General features: G+C 53.1%; 13 protein-coding genes. 8 read left to right on the top strand and 5 right to left on the bottom strand.

From position 1 onward, the window contains the following. Positions 1-93: 93 nt before the first annotated feature. The 8 genes from B7988_RS00850 to B7988_RS00815 all read left to right on the top strand — a co-directional run bounded on the left by B7988_RS00850 (position 94) and on the right by B7988_RS00815 (position 11,134). Positions 94-1,845, top strand: a complete 1,752-nt coding sequence (locus B7988_RS00850; RefSeq protein WP_088656490.1) for a glycosyl hydrolase — start codon at positions 94-96, stop codon at positions 1,843-1,845. Between the two features lie 130 nt (positions 1,846-1,975). Beyond that, positions 1,976-3,847, top strand: coding sequence for a glycosyl hydrolase (locus B7988_RS00845; protein WP_088656489.1), 1,872 nt, complete (start codon positions 1,976-1,978; stop codon positions 3,845-3,847). Positions 3,848-3,948: 101 nt separating this feature from the next. Continuing rightward, positions 3,949-6,363: a DUF3536 domain-containing protein gene (locus B7988_RS00840; RefSeq protein ID WP_088656488.1), complete on the top strand. Its 2,415-nt coding sequence runs from the start codon at positions 3,949-3,951 to the stop codon at positions 6,361-6,363. Between the two features lies 1 nt (position 6,364). Further along, positions 6,365-6,910: a hypoxanthine phosphoribosyltransferase gene (gene hpt / locus B7988_RS00835; RefSeq protein ID WP_088656487.1), complete on the top strand. Its 546-nt coding sequence runs from the start codon at positions 6,365-6,367 to the stop codon at positions 6,908-6,910. Further along, positions 6,911-7,417 carry a hypothetical protein gene (locus B7988_RS00830; protein WP_073318435.1) on the top strand — a complete coding sequence of 169 codons (507 nt, stop codon included), beginning with the start codon at positions 6,911-6,913 and terminating at the stop codon, positions 7,415-7,417. After that, positions 7,414-8,202: a serine O-acetyltransferase gene (gene cysE / locus B7988_RS00825; protein WP_073318438.1), complete on the top strand. Its 789-nt coding sequence runs from the start codon at positions 7,414-7,416 to the stop codon at positions 8,200-8,202. Before B7988_RS00830 ends, cysE begins: the two co-directional genes overlap by 4 nt. 40 nt (positions 8,203-8,242) lie before the next feature. After that, a complete protein-coding gene (nth, locus tag B7988_RS00820; protein ID WP_088656486.1) occupies positions 8,243-8,869 on the top strand; it encodes an endonuclease III in 627 nt (208 codons plus the stop codon). A 153-nt stretch (positions 8,870-9,022) separates the two neighbouring features. Then, a complete protein-coding gene (locus tag B7988_RS00815) occupies positions 9,023-11,134 on the top strand; it encodes a glycosyl hydrolase (protein ID WP_088656485.1) in 2,112 nt (703 codons plus the stop codon). A gap of 117 nt (positions 11,135-11,251) precedes the next feature. Here B7988_RS00815 and B7988_RS00810 read toward each other — a convergent pair whose 3' ends face one another. From B7988_RS00810 to B7988_RS00790, 5 genes are all read right to left on the bottom strand, one after another. Then, a complete protein-coding gene (locus B7988_RS00810; RefSeq protein ID WP_073318447.1) occupies positions 11,252-11,890 on the bottom strand; it encodes a hypothetical protein in 639 nt (212 codons plus the stop codon). Between the two features lie 140 nt (positions 11,891-12,030). Further along, positions 12,031-12,840 carry a glutamate racemase gene (murI, locus tag B7988_RS00805; RefSeq protein ID WP_073318451.1) on the bottom strand — a complete coding sequence of 270 codons (810 nt, stop codon included), beginning with the start codon at positions 12,838-12,840 and terminating at the stop codon, positions 12,031-12,033. Beyond that, positions 12,837-15,059: a UvrD-helicase domain-containing protein gene (locus tag B7988_RS00800; protein ID WP_088656484.1), complete on the bottom strand. Its 2,223-nt coding sequence runs from the start codon at positions 15,057-15,059 to the stop codon at positions 12,837-12,839. Before B7988_RS00800 ends, murI begins: the two co-directional genes overlap by 4 nt. A gap of 98 nt (positions 15,060-15,157) precedes the next feature. Further along, a complete protein-coding gene (locus B7988_RS00795) occupies positions 15,158-16,180 on the bottom strand; it encodes a lysylphosphatidylglycerol synthase transmembrane domain-containing protein (protein ID WP_088656483.1) in 1,023 nt (340 codons plus the stop codon). Continuing rightward, the gene (locus B7988_RS00790) at positions 16,173-17,315 is read right to left on the bottom strand and encodes a glycosyltransferase family 4 protein (protein ID WP_088656482.1); all 1,143 of its coding nucleotides are present in this window, start codon (positions 17,313-17,315) and stop codon (positions 16,173-16,175) included. The genes B7988_RS00795 and B7988_RS00790 overlap by 8 nt, the downstream gene beginning before the upstream one ends.

The following is a 17,315-nucleotide window of genomic DNA, read 5'->3' as shown; positions in this document are numbered from 1 at the left end:
CGACGCAAGTTTGCCGCGGGGATTCTTCTATTTGAACAATGAATTTTCAATTTCGGGGAAAATAATGTATTTTAAAATGGAACCGGAGGTTGTATGAATACCTACAAGTTTTTGACCGCGACAGCGCTCGCTTTTTCGACCTACTCCATGGCAGCGGCCATCCGCGTCGAAGCCGAAGACGCCGTACCTGCCGACGACCACAAAATCGAGACATTGACCGACGCAAAAGCCTCGGGCGGCAAATATGTCGAAATGGGCGAAGGCGACCTCGCATTCACCATCAACATGCCGAGCGACGGCTACTACACGCTGTACGTGAGCTACAAGCTCCCCACCGATCGCGGCAGCAAAACCCAGAATCTGACTTTGAACGGAAGCTCCGCCGGTCAGGTGACCTTCGGAGTTTCCGATGATTTTAAGGTCCTCAAGGCGGCGGGTAAAATCAAGCTAAAAAAAGGTGAAAACGCAATCGGGATAGTCCATTCTTGGGGATGGGTGGCCGTTGACTACATTGAAGTTTCAGAATACGAGGCGACCCCCTGGAACATCAGCCCGACTCCTGTAACGCCTGAACCCACCGAAAGCGCCCAGAAACTCTACAACTTCTTGCTCAGCAATTTCGGCAAGCGCACCATCAGCGGCGTGATGACCGAACGCCCGTTCGAAAACAACGGGCAGTACACCCCGCAAGATTTCGACACCCAGACCGAACTCAGCTACATCAACAAAGCGAGCGGCAAGAACGTGGTGCTCGTTGGTTTCGACTTCTTGCATTCTTCCGGCAAGAGTTCTGACCAGCAGTGGTATCAAGGCTATACGCATGCCTCCTTGGAAATGGCAAAGACCGTATGGAAAAAGGGCGGCATTCCACAATTCAACTGGCACTGGAAAGACCCGATGCACGACGTGGAAGCGTTTTACACCGAATCTAGCGGAAACACGCCTTTTACCGAATTCAGCATCGGACTTGCTTACGACACCACCACCGGCAAGTGGAAAACCGACAGCGACGAATACAAGGCCCTTATGCGCGACATGGAAATGATTGCCGATTCCCTGCTCACGCTCCAGAAAGAAGGCGTTGCCGTGCTGTGGCGCCCGCTGCATGAAGCGAGCGGCAAATGGTTCTGGTGGGGCACCGATGGCGCAAAGCCTTGCGTCGCCCTGTACAAACTCATGTTCGACACCTTCGTGAACAAGAAGGGGCTGCACAACCTGATTTGGGTCTGGACCACCGACGAAGCCCCCGATGCGCTGGACTGGTACCCGGGCGACGAATACGTAGACGTGGTAGGCCGCGACTATTACTACTACCCCCGCGAAGCAAACCACGCCTCTCTCGTGAGTTCCTTCGAAAAAATCAAGGAAATGTACGGCGCCAAAAAGATTGTCACCTTGTCTGAAAACGGTTCCGTGCCCTACCCCGACGAAATGAAGGCCGATGGCGCGAACTGGAGCTGGTTCATGCCGTGGTACGGCGACTACGCCATGGAAGGCTGGGCCAACGACAACAACGCCGAAAGCTGGAAGACGGTGATGAACAACGACTACATCATCACGCTCGAAGACATGCCCGGCTGGGACAAGTACGAAATGCAGCCGACCGCAATCGCCACCTCCAAGAAAGCCTCCCCCGCAGTCCGGCTTGTCGGTCGCGATTTACAGGTGAACCTGAACACCGGCGTGGCCCAGATTTCGATTTACGATTTGCAAGGAAACCGCGTGCTCGTAAGAAAAATGAGCCAGAACGGCACGATTGTGCTTTCACGCCTCGCCCGCGGACCGTACCTAGTAAAAATCCTGGTAAACGGTTTGACTCAAAGCCTCAAAATCACGCTAAAATAGCCAAATTTCGCTAAAAAGCGCGTAAAACGATTATTGCGGGAAAGACAACATCTTTTCCGCTTTTTTGCTTTCAAAACGAAAATCGCGGCCATTCGAAGGTATATTTAAGGCATAAATTAAGGAGTGTTGTATGGGATGTAAATTACTTGCGGCGCTGTCCGCATTCTCCGTGGTGTCTGCTTTTGCAGCCCCCACCATGTACGAAGCCGAAGATTTGCCTGGCGCAAGCGTTGCCGAAGGCGCCGAATTTTCGGGCGGAAAGTACGCAAAAACCGCAGACCCGAGCGGCATCACGTTCACCGTCAAGGTCGAAGAAACCGCCGTCTACGATATTACCACCAAGGTTTTAATCAAGCAATACGACTGGACCACCTCTAAAATCGCGGTCAACGGTGTGGATGTAGGTTCCATGCTTACCACCCCGCGCAACTGCGATTCGAGTTACGTGGTTTCGGCATCGGCCAAAATGAAGGCCGGCGAAAACAAGATTACCGTAGGGAACCAGGCTCTTGGCGTGGACTACATTACCGTCGAACGCCACCCCGACCCGACATTCAACATCGGAACTGCACCAGTCACGCCGAACGCCAGCGAAAGCGCGAAGAAACTCTATTCCTTCCTCCGCGAAAACTTCGGCAAAAAGACCGTTAGCGGCATGATGATTAGCGACCAAAATTTCAACTACGATTACGGCAACATGCGACTCATTCCGCCTGGCGGCTGCACGCCCGCGGACTCTTGCAAGTTCAGCGACGAAGAAGTCTCGTGGAAGGGCCAGACCGACATTGCCGAATTCTACAAGCGTAGCGGCCACTACCCCGCTATCGGCGGCTTCGACATGCTGTTTGCCGCAGGCGGCCACCATGAAGAAGGCTGGTTCAAGGGCTACACCGAAAACAACTTGCTCATGACCGAAGACTTGTGGAACATGGGCGGCATTCCAACTTATACTTGGCACTGGAAGGTCGGCGAAGACACCGTATTCTACACGCAGGGCACTCCCGCAGGCTTTAACAACCCCGGCTGCACCGAAGGCGTCATGGGCACTTCGAACACAAATACCTGCTTTAACTACACCAAGGCTTTCAAGGGCGAACAATGCCAGGAACTTGACGAGACCTCACAGGAATACAAGGACATCGTCGCCGACGTAGACATTGTTTCGGGCTACTTCAAACAGCTCGAAGAAAAGGGAATCGCCGTCGTATGGCGTCCGCTCCACGAAGCGAGCGGTGGCTGGTTCTGGTGGGGTACCGCAAGCCCCGAATGCTATGTGCAGCTGTACCGCCTGGTATTCGATCGCATGGTCAAGACAAACAAGCTCACCAACCTGATTTGGGTCTGGAACATCAATACCGACCCGAAATTCGGTTACGACTACAGCGCTCTGAATGCGGCCTGGTACCCGGGCGATGCATACGTAGACATTGTCGCTGTTGACATTTACGATCCGCTGAACGACCACAACTCTGCAGCCAATTACTACAACAAGATTGTGAGCGACGTGGGCACAAGCAAGATGATTGCCTTGAGCGAAAACGGTGCTATTCCGGACATCGACAGCATTGCCGAAGACAAGGCATATTGGAGCTACTGGATGACCTGGAGCCAGACCTGGAGCGGAAACTTCTTGGAAAAGACTCCTGCCGACATGTGGAAGCGTAACCTGGACGACGAACGCATTATCGCCCTCGACGACATGCCCGGCTGGGACAAGGTGAGCGCCATCGGTTCCGAAGGAACCTCCAGAGCATTCAGCCAGATTTCAAACAAATTAAGCATTGCGCTACAAGGCAATAACTTGAGCATTACCGTTCCGCAAGCAGGCCACACAAACATTGCCCTGTTTGACATGCTCGGCCACAAGGTTGCAAGCCTCGCCAAGGGCAACCTACCCGCAGGCACCCTGCAGTTCAGCCTCGACGGAATCGCCCGCGGCAACTACATCGTTCGCGCCAAGAACGGCACCATGAACTACGCACAGAGAATTCAGGTGAAATAAAGCCTACAAAAAAATGACTTTAGCAAACAGGGACTCGCTCAGGCGAGTCCTTCTGTCTATTGTCTACTGCCTACCGCCCACTATTTTTTATATTTGTTAACATGGAAAAGAAGCACCCCCTTTATTTTACGATCCACGGTCACTTTTACCAGCCGCCTCGTGAAAATCCCTGGACTGGCGTCATTGAAAACCAGCCCAGCGCACGTCCCTTTCATGACTGGAACGACCGTATTGCTAGTGAATGTTATAGTCCGAACTCTGCAAGCCGTATTTTGAGCCCTAAAGGACGTATCGTTGACATCGTCAACAACTACGATTACATGAGTTTTAATATCGGCCCAACTCTGATGGGCTGGATCCGCACGAATGCACCCGACACCTACAAGCGCATTCAAGAAGCCGACAAGCGTAGTGCCGAACGACTGAACGGTCACGGTAACGCGATTGCACAGGTTTACAACCATATCATTATGCCGCTCGCAGGCGCCGAAGACAAAAAGACGCAAATCCGCTGGGGCATCGAAGATTTCAAGTTCCACTTTGGTCGCATGCCCGAAGCCATGTGGCTCGCCGAAACCGCCATCAACTTCGAGACGGTGGTGGAACTCATCAAGGCAGGCATCAAGTTCACGATTCTTTCGCCCACGCAGGCCGACAAGTTCCGCAAGCTTGGAGATTCCAACTGGACTGACTGCAGCAACACGAGCATTGATACGACTCGCCCGTACCGCATTTACCCGCGCAACAAAGACGGCGTACTCGTTTGCGACGGCTACCTGGATGTATTCTTCTACAACCCGTGGCTTTCTTCGGCTGTGGGCTTTGAACACCTACTGCGCAGCGCAGAAACATTCGGTAACCGCATTAAGGACGCCTGGGACGAAAACCGCACAGACCCGCAGCTGGTAAGCATCGGTACCGATGGCGAAAGTTACGGTCACCACGAACCGTTCGGCGACATGTGCGCCGCCTGGCTCTACAACCACTACGCTCCCGACCACAACATGGTGCCAGTAAACTACGGCTGGTTCCTCGAAGAATTCCCGCCGCAGCACGAAGTATTGCTCAAGAATTTCTACAGCGAAGGTTGTGCCTGGAGCTGCGCCCACGGCGTTGGCCGCTGGTACCGCGATTGCGGATGCTCGACAGGCGGCGGCCCGGGCTGGAACCAGAAATGGCGCGGTCCTCTGCGCGACGCGTTCAACCATCTGAAAAAACTCGCCGACGATATTTTCTATCGCGAATTCGAAAAAATTTCGGATGTGAACCCGTGGGATGCCCGCAACAACTTTGTGGAAGTCCTGGTCGCTCCCGAAGACGAATCCCGCATCAAGGCTTTCCTCGACAAAACGGTCAAAGACCCGAATGACGCCGAAATGTGCGCCAAGGCAATCCGACTCTTGGAAATCCAGAAGTTCTGTCTGTTCAGCTTCACGAGCTGCGGCTGGTTCTTCAACGATATCGAAGGTCTGGAACCGGTACAGAACATGCGCTACGCCCTCCGTGCCATGGAACTCCTGGAACCGTTCCTGCCGTATGGTCACCATATCAAGAACGAAGTCATCAGTATTCTTGCCCGTGCCACGAGTAACGAGCATAAGTGGAACGGCGCAGAAGTCTTCACGAAATACGCAGAAGAAACCGTTCCTTCTATCGTGAAGGAAATGGCCGAACAAGCCGCCATTTTCCACCTGAACCTGGAAGACGACAACGAACAGAACAAAAAAATAGTCGCCACCAAGATTGCATCGCGTAAACGCCAGACGCTTGTGCGTACGGAATATTACGACAAGTACATTAACGAACGCCGCATTTCGACGATACTTGCCATTACCGACACGCTCGGCCGAATCAACCTGGTCGTTGCCGATGGCGAAAACGAACAGAACGGGCTCAAGATTGTCAGGGACCCGAACATGAGTACGCAGGAATTGCAGGCGCTCTACCCCACCGCCTATGTGGTTCGCATGCGTAACCTGATGAGCGACTCCATCAAGCGCATCAACCAGATTTCGACTAAGAAGTACCTGAACGAAATTACGGAATCGTTCTCGAACTTCGCCCTTTCGCATGGCCTTTCAATCGACAGTCTGGCCGACCTCGACCATACCCTGCCGGACACCATGCGCAAGATTCTTTCGCTCGAAATCAACTCCAAGATTCACCATCTGGCGCTCGCCTACATGGAAACCGACGACCAGAAGGTCTTCGACGAAATCAAGGACTTGATCGAAGAGGCAAAGGCTTTGCACACCCACTTCTCGTTCGGCGGTACGGGCCGTATGTTCCATGCCAAGCTCGTAAAGCTGATCGACTCCGTTTTCGAAAAATTTGACCCGGCCGCAGTCAAGCACATTACCGGCCTCATTACGGTGGCCGACTGGCTTGGCCTCGGCATCGACAAGACCAGCCTCGAAAACAAGGTATTCCCCGCATACCAGGAATACGTAAAGTACCCGACCAGCAAGATTGCGGGCCTCAAGCCCATGTTCAGCTGGCTGAACTTCGAGGTATAGCATGTACAGGATGTTCGAAAAACCGCTGATTAGTGCAAACGAAATTCGCGAACGGGTAGCAACACTCGCCCGCGAAATTGTCGCCGTCTACGATTACGACATCCTGATTTCGGCGCTCACCGGCGCCTACATGTTCACCGCCGACCTAAGCCGAGAACTCGCCAAGGCCGAAGGCGCCAAAGCCCCCCAGAAAAAGATAGCCTTCATCAAGGCATCAAGCTACGGCGACTCCACGGAATCCAGCGGCAAGCTCCATGTGCACGGGCTTGAAAAAATCGACCTGCGCGGAAAAAGGATTCTGATGGTCGACGACATCGCCGACACGGGAACCACATTGCTCGGAATTTGCAAAATGCTCAAGGAAGGGGGCGCCCAAGAGGTCCGCACCTGCGTTTTACTGAACAAACAGGAGCGTCGCGAAGTAAACATCACGGCAGATTTTGTAGGTTTTGAAATAGCAAACGAATTCGTGGTAGGTTACGGGCTCGACTACGCAAACGATTACCGATTCCTACCGGACATTTGGACACTACAGGAGACCAACTAAATGGCAAACAACGATTTAGATGACGTCCGACTCCATGCCACCCAAGCCTTCGAAGCTGTAGAACGCAGCTACAACAAGATTGGCCGCGGCAAACGACTACTGATCAACCTTGGCGTGTGCCTGCTGTTCTTTATTGCAGGTATCATTACCTGTAGCGTATTTACGAGCATTCCGAACGAAGGCATTATCGAACGCGTGGCAGCCCAGCCCGACATGCCGAACAAGTGCAAGTACCGCTATGACCGCGCCATGGAATACGCCATCATGCACGAATGCGTTTTCGGCAAGGGAACTCCTGGCAGCGAAAAGTCGCTCATCCAGCGAATCAACTACTGCACTTGCGCCCTCGAAAGCGTGCAAAAGAAAAAGCCCTACCAGAAAATGTTTGAAAACAACCTCGTAGACTTTACCTTCAAAATCCGCGAAGAAAATCTATGCCGCGAAAACAAGGTTATTCCGACTCTGGACGAAGATGAAGGCGAAGCTAAGGACAAAGCAAAGAAATGACCGTCGAAGAAATTGAACAGAAAATCCGCTGCGAAGCCGAGAAACTGGTTCACGACGAACCGCTTTCGGTACTGATGATCACAGAGCAAATTCTTAACAGCAAGAACTTTGCCGCAATGCTTTCGGTCACTCTTTCTTGTCAGCTTGCAGGCGAGGTGATTGACCGCGCTGAACTTGAAAAAGTTTTCGGAATTCTTTACCTCAAGTATCCGGAACTGATCACTTGCGCAGGCAAGGACTTGTACGCAACGGTTCTTCGCGATCCGGCTTGTACAAGTTTTCTGGAACCGCTTCTGTTCTTCAAGGGATTTCAAGGCCTGCAGGCATACCGCGCCGCCCATGCCCTGTGGCAAGAAGGCAGATCGTTCCCCGCCAAAATGCTCCAGAGCATCATTAGCCGCAAGTTCGGCATGGACATTCACCCGGCCGCCAAAATCGGTTACGGCCTTTTGATTGACCACGCCACAAACATTGTCATCGGCGAAACCGCTGTCGTCGGCAACAATGTCAGCTTCCTGCACGGCGTGACCCTCGGCGGTACCGGCAACGAAGTCGGCGACCGACACCCGAAAATCGGAAACGGAGTGATGCTCGGCGCCCATGCGCAGCTGCTCGGCAACATCCACATCGGCGATGGCGCAAAGATTGGCGCAGGCGCTGTGGTGGTAAGCGATGTTCCGGCGCATACGACTTACGCAGGCGTACCCGCCGTACAAGTCGGTAAGCCGCACGACGAAATGCCCAGCTTCAACATGCAGCAAGACTTCACCCGCGACTGCGAGTAGGTGCAGTGTGCAATGTGCAATGTGTAATGTGTGATGTGGGATGAATAAAAAGGACAAAGTTCAGTTCATCAGCGAAACGCTCGACGAGTTGCTTCCGGACCCGCCGATTCCACTGGATTACTCTGACCCATACACGCTCCTGGTCGCGGTCGTGTTGAGTGCGCAATGCACCGATCTCCGCGTAAACCAGGTGACCAAGGAACTTTACAAGAAGGCGAAAACGCCTAAGGACATGGTCAAGCTCGGCGTCGAAAAAATCACCGAGATTATCAAGCCTTGCGGGCTTTCGACCACCAAGGGCAAAAACATTTTCAACTTGTCCAAGATTCTTGTCGAAAAGTACAACAGCGTTGTTCCGCAAACGTTCGAAGAACTCGAGGCGCTCCCCGGTGTCGGCCACAAGACAGCAAGCGTCATGATGATTCACGCTTTCAAGATTCCCGCCTTCCCGGTGGACACGCACATTCACCGCCTCGCAAAACGTTGGGGACTTTCCGACGGCTCTTCTGTAGAACAGACTGAAAAAGACCTTAAGAAAATATTCCCCGAAAGCGAATGGGAAAAACGCCACCTACAAATCATCTTGTTCGGTCGCACTTACTGCAAAGCGTTAGGCCACAAGCCCGAGCAATGTCCCATTTGCAGCGTTATCGGCTGCAAGCAGTAACCAACATACCCCAAAACCTAGATTACGGAACAATACCCCCTTAAATCAGGATGTTCACAACCGCACCCTATATTCCTTTTTCTTTTTTACAATTCTAGGGTAAACAGAACTACAAAATAAAGCTATCTTGACACAAAATTTGGAGTTGTGTCTATGATGAAAAAAATGACTACTGCAGCCCTCGCTGCAGCCACAATCGCTTCTGCAGCAAACATCACCGTCGACCCGACCGCAACCAAGCAAGAAATTGTCGGTTTCGGCGGCGCTTCCGTTTATTACCAGAGCTGGATTACGGCACTTGCCGACAAAAACAAGGAAGCCCTTTTTGACACCGCCTTCACGGGCTTGAACCTTTCTCTTTTGCGCGTGGGCAACTGGCTCCAGGCCGATACCGCCAAGGTAAGCCAAGATGACATCGCCATCGTGCAGGCAGCCAAGCAGCGCCTCGGCAACCACGTGAAGATCGAAATGTCCAGCTGGTCTGCACCGGGCAACCTCAAGCCGAGCGGCAGCGTGAACGGTAAGGACGGTTCAAGTTCGGCCGACAACTCCCTGAAAAAGGTAAGTGGCGATGCCTACGGTGCTTACGCCTACAGTGACTTTGCCGCCTGGTGGAAAAAGAGCCTCGAAACCTACAAGGCCGCGGGTATCACACCGGACTACATCAGCCTTCAGAACGAACCGGACATGAATGCCGACTACGAAGAAACCCTGTTCAACCCCACCGAAACAGACACAGCGGCCGGCTACAAAGAAGCTTTGAATGCAGTCTATGACGCCGTGAAGGGCACTACCAAAATTTTGGGCCCCGAGCCGCTCGGTATTGGCTACAGCAACTTCGAAAAGTACGCCAAGGAACTCGACGACAACAAGCTGGACGGCTACGCCTACCACCTGTATCACGCCGGTGACGGCAACGACAACTCCGGCAACAACTACCTCGCTCCCGAAAACTACCGCAAGGCCATGAAGGCTATCGGTTCCACTTACGGCGGCAAAGGCAAGCCGATTATCATGACCGAGTTCTGCAACATGCTCGACAAGACTCGCGAAGAAGACATGGTGGGTCTCGCCCACATTATGCAGGTCGGTTTTACCGACGGTCAGCTCGGTGGCTACATCGCCTGGCAGCTCTTCTGGGGCGAAGGCCGCGGCCAGCTTATCGGCGTTTGCACCGAAGGCTGGGGCAGCTGCAAAAAAGACGAAATCGTGATTGGCCCTGAATACCACGCCATGCGTCATTACTCCAAGTTCGTGAATCCGGGCTGGAAGGCAATTTCTGCCACCACCACCGAAAACGACCTCAAGACGGTCGCCTTCGCAAGCGCCTCCGGCGACTCCATCTCCGTAATTGTCATCAACACTGGCAAGACTGCCATTCAGCTTGACGCTCCGGCAATCAGCAACATGAACGTCGCAACCGCAGTACAGTCCAAGGAAAACGGCTTCAAGAGCAAGAACATCACCATCGCCAGCTGCTATATGCTCCCGGCCCGCTCAGTGACAACGCTTGTTCTCACCAAGACCGCTGCCGCCCCGACCGTCGCCGCCTGCCAAGACGAAACGACCGACCCGAACTACTCTGAACCGGTCATCACCCCGTCTGCAGACGTTGTGATTCTCGACTACTCCAAGACCACCGACGTTTCCACCTGGCAGGCCATGAGCGACGACCTCGGCGCCATCACCTACGAAGCCGGCGAACTCGACGGCATTACCGGTTACGTAAACGTTCCGCTCGCCGGTTGCGAACAGGCCGAATGCGGTTACAAGAGCCAGCTCGTGAACATCAGCGAAGAAGGTGCCGCCGCACTGGCAAACTGCTCCGAACTGGTGATTACCATGCGTAGCCAGGACAAATCCAACGCCTACGTGAACGTGGGTGCCGCAAACGGTGGCAGCTGGGTCGACTACCAGTACGGCCGCACCGCCGCCGCAGGCAAGTGGAGCGAAACCACTGTGGATCTCGAAAAGGAAGGCGATAACGGCTCTACCGCCCTCACCTTCAACAGTGACGCAACCGGAATCTACATCGCAAAGATCGTGGCCACGGGATGTTCTTCTAGCGGCATCATCAAGGCCCCCAAGTTCGTGTTCAACGACCGCAACATGCCTGCACAAGTCTTCGACCTGAACGGCAATCTCGTGTGGAGCGGCCTCAAGGGCCAGGCTCTGAACGCCGACGGCACGCTCCGTCTCGAGCTGCGCCAGGGCATGTACCTCGTGAAGACGAAAAACGCTACGGTGAAAGCGATAAAAAAGTAGGAAGTTAGAAGTAGGAAGTAGACAGTATTTTTCTTTCTACTGTCGGCCGTCTACTTCCTACTCAACAAAAAAAGCGGGCTTTAAGCCCGCTTTTTTTCGTTACGCAAGCAACGTCCATTACCCTTCTTCGAGAGCTTCCTTGTATTCGTCGACCGTCGCGATGTATTCGTCGATCATGTCGTCCTTGGAATCCAGGTAAGAAAGGATCTGTTCCAGGTGTTCCTTCTTGAACACGGCCTTGAGCTGACGGCTGGCATGTCCGCGGTAGCCCCATTCCTTCAAGATTTCGTCGGTCACCACGAAGGCATCGTTCATCGAGACAAAGCGCATCGGGCCATAGACAGCCCAGTTGTGTTCCATCTGCATGCATTCCGGTTCTTCAAGTTCCGGGTTGGCCATGTAGCGCTGGATGTGGCGGGTACGCACGTCCTTGATCTTGTCGATGCGCATATAACCCATAATCAGGTACTTGTTGCGGAGTTCGGAATCGCTCAGGCCTTCGTAACGGGTGCCGAACAGAATGTAACGGCTCTTAGCCTTGAGGATTGCATTAATCGCCTTCACGTTATAGCAGCTCATCAGACCATAGGTGCTGGTTTCGTAGTTGGGTTCATAAAGGAAACCCTTACCGTTTTCGTTCAGCTGGTCACGGACCGGCATTTCGGACTGGTGGCTGGTTTCGACGTAGAGCAAGCTCCCGGCAGCGTTGCCGCGGTAATCCTGCCAACCTTCGAGATTGATCTGTGTTTTAGGCATTTGTCATCCACTCTAGTTAGGTTAAACTTTGGGAACCCCGAATTTTTGGTCCGGAGTCCCCTTTTTATATAAATCTTACAATCGGACTACTTATGGCAGTCCGCTGCTTATTTTCAATATGCAAGATACAAATTTATAAGCTAAAAGGTAACTGACTCCGCCGAAAATCCGGCCATTCCAAAGAGCGACGCCCCTTTTTCGAAGAATTTCGCGGTGTCGGTGGTCAAAAACCTTGTTTTTCCATTTTTTGTAAGGCGAGCATCCATCTCCGGATGGCGCTTCAGGTAGTCCACCGTCTTCTCGGACACGATATCCCCCTGGAATACCAGTTTCACCTTCTCGGGGAGCGCTGCACGGATCGCCCCCTCCAGGAGCGGGTAATGGGTGCAGGCGAGCAAGACGGTGTCGATATCCGGGTCTTGGGCGAGCAGGGCGTCTACATCCTTCTTCACGAAGAACCGGGCCCCTTCGGATTCCCTTTCGCCGTATTCGACCAGAGGTACCCACATGGGGCAGGCATGTTGCGTCACGTGCAGCTCGGGGTAAAAATGCTTGATCTCAATCAGGTAACTGCCCGAAGACACTGTCCCTGCCGTCCCGAAAATTCCGATATGGCCCGACTGACTGAACTTGCCGATTTCCTCGGCAGTGGGTCGCACAATGCCTAGCACGCGCTTGTCGGGGAATTCATACGGCAGCACATCTTGCTGAATACTCCTGAGCGCCTTGGCCGACGCCGTATTGCAAGCAAGAATCACCAAGGGGCAACCGCGGCTGAACAATTCACGCACCGCCTGCAACGTATAGCGGAAAATCGTTTCGAACGTGCGCGAGCCATACGGGGCGCGGGCATTATCGCCCAAGTAAAGGTAGTCGTACTGCGGCAAAGCCTTCTGCAGGTTTCTCAAAATCGTAAGACCGCCAAAGCCCGAATCGAACACGCCTATCACAGGGCTTCCTCCATCATCTTGTGGACCATGGGGAGCATGTGAACCTTGGGGTCGAACTTTTCGCTTTCCTTGCGGCACTCCAGCACATCAATCGGAGCAAGCACCTTCACGCTCACCTTGCAGCGCTTCGTGTCTTTGCGGCGTTCCCACACCGGGCCCGAGCCTTTGATCACTAGCGGAAGCATAATGGCATCGTTTTCGCAAGCGAAGCGGAATACGCCACTCTTGAACGTTCCAAGAGCACCCGTCTTGCTGCGCGTGCCTTCGGGGAAAATAAAGATGCGAACAGAGTTGCCTCTTTCGGCAACAGCCTTGCGCACGGCCTTGGCGGCACCGCCCTTTTCGCGGTTCACCAAGACGCAGCCAATCTTGTGCATCCAGAAATTCAAGAACGGAATTCGGTCAAGCGACTTTTTCGCGACAAAACCTACCGTCTTCTGGAGTGCCAAAAATACAATCGGAATGTCGGCAAACGAATTGTGGTTGCCTACGACGAACACCGGGCGGCTCCAATCGACTTTGCCAAGCTCAGCCTGGTTTTCAATAGTCAGATCCACACGAAGCACCTTCATGCAGAATCTTGAAAAATCCTGGATTTTGTGTTCAAGCCAAGCTTCAAAATTTTTTTTGTAGCGCAGTTTTAAATACGGCAGCGCAAGAATATACATCAGCATATACCCCAACACAGCGACAGCGACATAGACTTTAAACAAGAATACAGGCATACTCAAATCCATACTTCGATTCTGGTGAGTTACAGAAGGCAAGAACCTTGAACGTCTAAACCTTCGCAATTTGCCTTTCCAGAATCTACGCTTGCAATATAACAAAAACAGACACGCCTCGGCACGGGTCACCCCCACATAATAAAGCCTCCGTTCCTCATCCAGTTGACGTTTTCGCGCTTGTCGGTCGCCGGTACATTCCCCGGGCGTAAGTTTCTCACATAATCCGGCATAATACACCACCGCATACTGGAGGCCCTTGGACGCATGAACCGTCTCGATATGCACGCCGTCTTCAACAGTCACCTCGGGCGCAGCGGCTCCATTTTTCATTTCGCCCGCCTCAGTCACCACATCGCCTGCAATCGGAATGTTATAGTCGCGGAGCGCCTGTTCGTAATAAAGGCGCTGGCGGTTGTAGCGGACCAGAATCGCAAAATTTTTCCAGGCTAGGTCGTAATCTTCGCGAATTTCCTTGATCGACATGACAATCTTCTGGATTTCTTCGACAGGGTTGTCGGACACCCAAATTTCGGGCTTACGGTTTTCCTTGTACAGCGGATTTCCGCCAGAGCCGTTCAAATTGCCAGCACGCAGCATCTTGCGCAGGTGAATCGGCTTATTCTTGAAAATGTCATTCGCCAAATACAGCACATTCGGAACCGAGCGATAATTCCATTCCAGGCGAATCTGTGTGGATTCCTTGAAGTCTTCGCAAAAGCGTTCGATGTTCCCGATATCGGCACCGCGGAACCCGTAAATGGCCTGGTCGTCGTCGCCTACCACGAATAGTTGCTTGCGGTCGCCGAGCAGTCCTTTCACCAAGCGGTACTGCGAAGGATTGATGTCTTGGTACTCGTCGACCAGAATTTCTTGCCACTGTTCGCGAAAGTAATTCCGCGCCATCTCGTTGGTTTCGAGCAACTGAATCGCCGAATAAATCAGGTCCTCGAACACGACCTGCCCCGATTCAAGAACCGCCTCGCGGAGCGGCTGCAATTTTGCCGAAACTGTCGCGCCATAGCAGTCTGAAAACAAATTTTCCCGAGACACCTTGACTTTCAGCTTGAGTTTCGAAAGCGCCTGTGAAAATTCACGTTCCGAAGACTCCGTCGGCACGGGCATTTTCTTGAAGCCCAAGAGTTCGTAAGCCGGGCACCCGCCGCCCGCTCCCGCCTTACCGCACGGAATCTTGCACTTGAGCATGTACAGCGCAAGCGAATGGAACGTACACAGCCGCACGCCCGCATTCGGGAATAGTTTCTGCACGCGTTCCCGCATTTCGGCGGCGGCCTTTGCGGTGAAGGTCAACGCCAGGATTTTTTCAGGTTCTACACCGCAAAGAATCCTGTACTGGATTCGCTTGGTCAAGACGGACGTCTTGCCCGAGCCGGCCCCCGCCAAAATCAGAAGTTGCGCATTTTTCTCATGATCGTGCAACACCGCTGCACGCTGGTCAGAATTTAAACCCTTGAGGATTTCTTCGGCGTCCATAACGCCTCGTAGGGAATGGGGCGAAGTACATGTAAATCGCCACCGCTATCTAAAAACCGTCGCACGCCCCAGGGTATTCCAAGGCCTGCGCCGTTGAATTATTTCGGCTCGCCTTCAGTCTTAGCCGGCACTTTTGCCGCAGGCGTTCCGCCAAGCAAGAACACGAATGCACCGAACAAACTCAGTACCAGACTCACAAAGTAAGCAAGCAACTGAATCACTACCGATTCAAGCCCCGGCACTCCGGCACGCGCAAACAGCGACTGCGCCAATAGTTCACGCGGGCCAAAACCGCCAATCGAAATCGGAAGCGCACTCACGATTGCAACGAGCGGGATGTAATAAAAGTACCACGAAATCGAGAGGTCTACGCCGACCGCGATTCCGCAAAAATAATGCACCAGAATTCGAAGGCCCTGCGTCAGTGCCGAAAGCAAGTTAATAGACGCCAAAAGCTTTACCGAACGGAATTGCTGGAATCGTTCGAACATGTGGATCAGGCGTTCGTTAATCTTCTTCGGGAAAATCTTCGTAAGCACCTTGCACAAGAGGCGCCCGAGCCTACGGCTGCAGAGAGCTGCAAATAGGGCACAGAATCCCAGGAAAATCCAGACCGAGGGCCACATGAACGAACGCTGCGCTTCGTCATGCATAAAGAACAGAAGCCCCATGGCAAGCGCAAACAGCGTAATAAAGAACAGCCCATAAAGGCGGTCAAAGAATGTCGCCGTCAGCCCAGCGCCAACGGAATCTTGCCCGCCCTGCATACGGATGTCGTAAACCTTTTTGGCATCGCCACCCACATTGCCCGGCATAAAGTTGTTAAAGAACAAGCCCACGTAATAAAGCTTGAGCAAATGACCATAGCCCATTTTCACGTTCTGCTTTTCGAGCAAAAGCTTCCACTGCAGACACGCCGTAAAGTTCGAAAGTCCAAGGCACAACAAGGCAACAAAAAGCGGCCACACGCTGTGCGCGCTAAAAAGTCTATACAGATCGTCAACGCTCCAGTCCGGCGCCTTCACGATGTTTCTGTACACAAAGTAAGCGGGGACAATCGTCACCACCAACTTCAAACAAAAAATCAACGCCGATTTGAGTCGGCCATTCATTTTACTCATTTCCTCCCCCCACTTGTCGCTCTATAACGGCATCCTGCAAAAGATCGAGAGTCCTCTCGGCTGCAATGTCCCAGCGGAACTCACCCGCATAACTCTTCGCCGCCGCCGAAAGTCTCGTGCGCAAATCGTCGTCGCTATAAAGTCTGTCCATTTCGGACGCACAAGTATGAAAATCCCCCACCGGGAACAAGAGTCCCGTCTCGCCGTTTCTTACGCTGTCGCGGAGCCCAGGCACATCGCTTGCAATCGTCGTCGTCCCAAGCCTTGCAGCCTCCACTACCGTAAGGCCCCAACCTTCCTTGTAGCTCGTCTGCAACAGCGCCACTGCATTCTGCAGCAAAGCGCGTTTCTTCGACGGCGTTACAAATCCCAAAAGTTCAACACGCTCCGTAAGCCCGCGTTCCTTGAGCCACGCCGGAATCTTTTTCAGGAGCGGACCATCGCCCGCCACCACGAGTTTTACATCGGGGTGGTTCTCGTTCTCGGCAAATTCTTCAAAAGCCTCAAGCGCCGTCCAAATTCCCTTGTAGCGGTGCACGCGCGAAAGCCACAAAAAGTACGGCGTACTCGGCACTTCTTCAGACTTCTCGACCTGCGACGGATCCACATCGTCGGAGCCGTTATAGATTACCGAAATACGGTCTTCGGCAATTCCGATTTCTTCCAGTTCGTACTTGGTACTCGGGCTTACCACCACAAACGGCTGCTTGCGGTAGAACCACGGAATAACGCGTTCGAACGCCCACACCATAAAGGCAATCGGGAACGACGCCTCATGGAAAATGGAGCTACGCCACAAGTGGTGCATCTGCACCACCACAGGCTTCTTGGTCAAGAACGGCGTAAACAGCGGAAGCTTGTTCAAGTCCTCGACCACCACATCGAAATTGAATTCACAATCCAACTTGCGGATATTCATCGCCACCGTGAGCTGGAACAGCAAATCGCCACCCTTGCGAACCACCTCGATTCCGTCGACCGTTTCGCGGGCCTTGCAGCCGGCAAACGCCGTCGTCAGGAGCACAACCTTGTGCCCCGATTCTACAATCTGAGAAAAAATACGGTGAAGGTGCTTTTCGGCGCCCCCTGCGGCGGGGTGCATCCGGTCGCGGTAATTGACTACAAGGATGTTCAT

The sequence above is a fragment of the Fibrobacter sp. UWB1 genome, from assembly GCF_002210325.1.
In the GTDB taxonomy this organism is placed as follows: domain Bacteria; phylum Fibrobacterota; class Fibrobacteria; order Fibrobacterales; family Fibrobacteraceae; genus Fibrobacter.
This window is presented reverse-complemented; position numbering and strand designations above follow the sequence as displayed.

Excerpts from the sequence above, each read along its gene's own strand:
- nth (WP_088656486.1), top strand. The coding sequence starts at position 8,243 with ATGAATAAAAAGGACAAAGTTCAGTTCATCAGCGAAACGCTCGACGAG.
- B7988_RS00800 (WP_088656484.1), bottom strand. The coding sequence starts at position 15,059 with ATGGACGCCGAAGAAATCCTCAAGGGTTTAAATTCTGACCAGCGTGCA.
- B7988_RS00845 (WP_088656489.1), top strand. The coding sequence starts at position 1,976 with ATGGGATGTAAATTACTTGCGGCGCTGTCCGCATTCTCCGTGGTGTCT.
- B7988_RS00830 (WP_073318435.1), top strand. The coding sequence starts at position 6,911 with ATGGCAAACAACGATTTAGATGACGTCCGACTCCATGCCACCCAAGCC.
- B7988_RS00850 (WP_088656490.1), top strand. The coding sequence starts at position 94 with ATGAATACCTACAAGTTTTTGACCGCGACAGCGCTCGCTTTTTCGACC.
- B7988_RS00815 (WP_088656485.1), top strand. The coding sequence starts at position 9,023 with ATGATGAAAAAAATGACTACTGCAGCCCTCGCTGCAGCCACAATCGCT.
- cysE (WP_073318438.1), top strand. The coding sequence starts at position 7,414 with ATGACCGTCGAAGAAATTGAACAGAAAATCCGCTGCGAAGCCGAGAAA.
- hpt (WP_088656487.1), top strand. The coding sequence starts at position 6,365 with ATGTACAGGATGTTCGAAAAACCGCTGATTAGTGCAAACGAAATTCGC.
- B7988_RS00790 (WP_088656482.1), bottom strand. The coding sequence starts at position 17,315 with ATGAACATCCTTGTAGTCAATTACCGCGACCGGATGCACCCCGCCGCA.
- B7988_RS00810 (WP_073318447.1), bottom strand. The coding sequence starts at position 11,890 with ATGCCTAAAACACAGATCAATCTCGAAGGTTGGCAGGATTACCGCGGC.
- B7988_RS00840 (WP_088656488.1), top strand. The coding sequence starts at position 3,949 with ATGGAAAAGAAGCACCCCCTTTATTTTACGATCCACGGTCACTTTTAC.
- B7988_RS00795 (WP_088656483.1), bottom strand. The coding sequence starts at position 16,180 with ATGAGTAAAATGAATGGCCGACTCAAATCGGCGTTGATTTTTTGTTTG.